This window comes from Aquimarina algiphila, from assembly GCF_007489275.1.
Lineage (GTDB): Bacteria > Bacteroidota > Bacteroidia > Flavobacteriales > Flavobacteriaceae > Aquimarina > Aquimarina algiphila.
The window spans coordinates 1-3699 of record NZ_VLNR01000141.1 but is presented as its reverse complement, the minus strand read 5'-3'; the positions used below and the strand labels follow the sequence as shown (position 1 = coordinate 3699).

Sequence of the window (3699 nt, the reverse complement as noted above, 5' to 3'; positions counted from 1 at the left end):
TACAAGTTATTTAATACACACACTTTTGGGGGTGGGTCAATTTAAACAAGAATAGGTGGGTCAGTTTAAATAGGATTTACTGGGTCAATATAATAGGAATAGGTGGGTCAGTTTGGCAAGAATTTCCACCGTAGGTATGGAAATTCGCATGATATCACCATACTCACCATATTTGGCACTCTTAAAGATTAAATTCAATTCTGCTAAATTCAGGCTACGGTATTTATCAGTAATTGCAAATGCAATTTGGTTGATCTGAAAGGCTTTAAGACCGTTTTTTAGCTCTAAGGATTTATTAAGGTCGACTAACCATACTTTTATATATTCCATTACTTTACCCTCACCAAATTGTTTGGCNATTTTAACACTGAAATAAACACGCTTTTGGGAACTGTTTTGCTATGCTCTATTTAAACAGGAATACCCGGGTCAATTTCATAGGAATCTCCACTACGGTATTTATCAGTAATTGCAAATGCAATTTGGTTGATCTGAAAGGCTTTAAGACCGTTTTTTAGCTCTAAGGATTTATTAAGGTCGACTAACCATACTTTTATATATTCCATTACTTTACCCTCACCAAATTGTTTGGCAAGCATACTGAGTTTTGGAGCGTCAGCATTTAGAGCCAGGGAGACGGTATGGGCATTTCGATAAAACACCAAACACTTGAGAGGGTTATAATTCGTTAACAATTGATTGTAACTCATCGTTGCTAACTCCCCCGTATGCTGATTCGTTAATCCTTTTGACATTACTTAATATTTTATTGATTTGACTGTATATGTATTTGATATCTGTATTGTTCTTGTGAAAATCATCCATATTATCCCAATTGGCCAACATGGCTTTCCAAAGCTCCAGGGATGCTGAAGAATCATTGGTGATCTTTCCTAAATAATCCATGATCTTCTTCAGGTTAGCACCGTCTATCTTGGTGAAATTGGGCTCAATCCCCATGAAATTGCGGTAAAAATCAAACCAAACGGTAGTATATTCAGCATATAGACTTACCTGTTTTTCAATCTTGGAATAGATTACTTTTCCTTCTTTTTCTAATATAAAACGGGTTAAATCCTGTTCTTTTATAGGTATAATACGACCTATATTTAAGAGGTGATTAGGAGCTAACTTCCCTTTTTTTACGATCTCAAAACGTTTAAAACTACCATTGTTATAGGTAATTTTTACTTTGGTTTCTATTGCAATGATATGTGCATGATAATGCGTTGTCATTTAGCCTATAATTTTTACATTTATTAGCGTTCGATCTGGATAAATAATACTGTAATCTTGTCCTAATCCACGATACAAAGCCTCTTTTAACCTCATTTCTTTATACGTTAAATGCCTGTCTGTTCTTTCTTTTCCTATCACTGTAAATCCTCTCATTCAAATAGGTTAAATTGTTGTTTTTCTATTTCTAATAATCGGTTTAATTCTCTTTTTGCAGGTACTCCCAAATACTCATCAAAAGTGCGCTTACAAATAAAATACTGATCCTTAATGTGTTCATTAAATATTTTAGTATTGGTTAGGCCAATAGCCTGATACTCTTTGGTGAGCTCCTGTATTTCAATAACACGTTTGTAATAGTTTTTTTTATTGTAAGCCATATTGTAATTAGTTGTTTGATGTGGATGGCAACCCCCATTTATGTGCCCATGCTTTGGTACCTGTTTTATCAGCGGATTTATTATAATTGCGCTCCAACGCCCTGAACTGTAAAACAAGCTCCTCCAGTTCTTCCAGATTATAAAGGTTTAGCGACTTTTTGCACACACTATTATGCAACATAAAACGGTTAAACTTCTCCCAGTCATTGGTATCATGAATCCCGGTTCTAGTGGCAATGGTCAGTACCTGGCTTCGTAACTTTTTCTTTGCCAGTACGATCTCTGTATTTTCCTGTATTGCTTTACTTCTCATAATGGTTTGTTTTAAAAAGCACGGCACTTAAGCGCGCCGTGCCTCATGTGAACGGGTACACCTGTAACGACTAAACTACTCAGGTTGGTGGTAGCTTTGACGGATAAACACTACCTGTCACAGCCTTATTTAACGAGGGAAAAATCGCTAAACCCCGAACCGTTCTGCTAAGGAGCTTCAGCCCCAACCCGTTCTTATGTTTTGTTTTCCTTACCGGCCTCGAACCGGATCGCCTGCCAACTACCAGGGAAAGGAATATTTTTATTGTATTTCTGTCTGTATACTGTAGCTATATTCCTGTTGTAACTGCGCTACATGTATATCATTCATGTCATGGTTCCAACCCCAGTACACCGTGTGTTCTGTTGGGCTATACCTGATCCCTTTTTTACGGATCATACGGTGCAGGTAGTATCTTCTGTTTTCCCGTTTAGTGCGCATTCCAAAGGAGTTTTAATTCTTTGTTTAAATGGTATTTATACAATAGATAAATACCGCTTATATCCCATGTGATAAGCATATAAAGAAGGGCTAAAACAGAAAGGCAGGTTATAAATACAACAAAGGCAAAGCCTTTAACACATACCCAAGGGAACATAATCACATAGCTTAACCCCTTATATATTAGATCAAATACATTCATATTATTTTGAAATAAGGGTTTGTATTCTTATAGCTACATTACGACCAGTTACTTCGTATATAAGGGTATTAGTATCCTCAATAGCAATGTATTCTTTCATTTTACTGATGCTTTTGATAGCATCTAAACGGGTGATACATTTGTGTTCTGTAACCTCCAGGTACCGTTTAACTTTATTCCATTGGGATTTAGTAATGGTATCATTACAATTATCAATAGAGTATTGTGCCAATAGCTTTTTTGAATGCATTTTTACACGCTTTTCCAGTTTTTTGTACAACATGTACAAGCTTGCGGAGTCTCCAGTAGCTACTCGAAGTCCCTGGCTTACGATCATGTTGTTTAATCGGGAATAATTGTCTAGTAGTTTCATAGTTTAAGTGGTTTTAAATGCTTGAAAAATTAAGATCAACGTTATTGTATTTGCCATTTTCATCTTTTAACCATACCCTGAAGTAGGTGCGACTCTCTGGCCTGCGAATGCTTTCCTGTAATAGTTGTACAGCCTGTTGAAACAAAGGTTTTTTGATCTTGGTTTTGTATCGGATCAAATCAAACACCTTACGGGTATCCAGTTTACCTTTTGAAGTCTCAAAGGCATCTAATACCATTTGCTTGATAAATTCATCATTACTACTGATGTTGGTATCTAAAAACTGGTGGAATTTCTCTTTTGCTGCCTGGATGGTAAGGTCATCAAACTCAATACGGTCAGTAACACTAACCTCTATTTTAATAGTACGGTTAAAGTTGAACCAGGTAAAGTTGCCTTTTCGGTTTTCCTGAATAAGGCCTTTGTCTTTCATGAAAGTTTCGTATACCTCTCTACAAATAAGGTTGATGTTTGCTTTAAAATCTGACAGTTTATGGTGGATACCTTCAGCATCTTTCAATAATTGTGAACTACGGCGCTCCATTAACCGCTCCGTTTTGGTAGTTCTGTTGTAGGGGATGGCCTGCCCACTTTCATCATACCAAAACTTATCTTTCGATGTTTGTTTTATGGTCATTATGAGTGTTTTAAATTATTTGTATTACTAGCTCCTGCCGTGGTGTCGAAACCACGCTAAGCCGTGGCAGGAAAATCACTATATTTGAGCAGCCAACTTAAATTATAGTGATATGGA

8 protein-coding genes are annotated in these 3699 nt (G+C 36.5%); all 8 read right to left on the bottom strand.

Annotated features, from left to right (window positions below):
• Positions 1–410: 410 nt before the first annotated feature.
• The gene (locus tag FOF46_RS30475) at positions 411–665 is read right to left on the bottom strand and encodes a hypothetical protein (RefSeq protein WP_143919191.1); all 255 of its coding nucleotides are present in this window, start codon (positions 663–665) and stop codon (positions 411–413) included.
• Between the two features lie 13 nt (positions 666–678).
• On the bottom strand, positions 679–1236 hold the full coding sequence (locus tag FOF46_RS30470) for a hypothetical protein (RefSeq protein ID WP_143919190.1): 558 nt from the start codon (positions 1234–1236) through the stop codon (positions 679–681).
• A complete protein-coding gene (locus tag FOF46_RS31980) occupies positions 1237–1392 on the bottom strand; it encodes a hypothetical protein (protein ID WP_167572020.1) in 156 nt (51 codons plus the stop codon).
• Complete coding sequence (locus tag FOF46_RS30465; RefSeq protein WP_143919189.1) at positions 1389–1616, bottom strand: hypothetical protein; 228 nt, start codon at positions 1614–1616, stop codon at positions 1389–1391. The genes FOF46_RS31980 and FOF46_RS30465 overlap by 4 nt, the downstream gene beginning before the upstream one ends.
• Positions 1617–1623: 7 nt before the next feature.
• Positions 1624–1956 carry a hypothetical protein gene (locus FOF46_RS30460; protein ID WP_143919188.1) on the bottom strand — a complete coding sequence of 111 codons (333 nt, stop codon included), beginning with the start codon at positions 1954–1956 and terminating at the stop codon, positions 1624–1626.
• Positions 1957–2190: 234 nt separating this feature from the next.
• Complete coding sequence (locus FOF46_RS30455; RefSeq protein ID WP_143919187.1) at positions 2191–2370, bottom strand: hypothetical protein; 180 nt, start codon at positions 2368–2370, stop codon at positions 2191–2193.
• Between the two features lie 203 nt (positions 2371–2573).
• Positions 2574–2945 carry a hypothetical protein gene (locus FOF46_RS30450; RefSeq protein WP_143919186.1) on the bottom strand — a complete coding sequence of 124 codons (372 nt, stop codon included), beginning with the start codon at positions 2943–2945 and terminating at the stop codon, positions 2574–2576.
• Between the two features lie 13 nt (positions 2946–2958).
• Positions 2959–3582: a DUF3164 family protein gene (locus FOF46_RS30445; RefSeq protein WP_143919185.1), complete on the bottom strand. Its 624-nt coding sequence runs from the start codon at positions 3580–3582 to the stop codon at positions 2959–2961.
• Between the last annotated feature and the right edge of the window lie 117 nt (positions 3583–3699).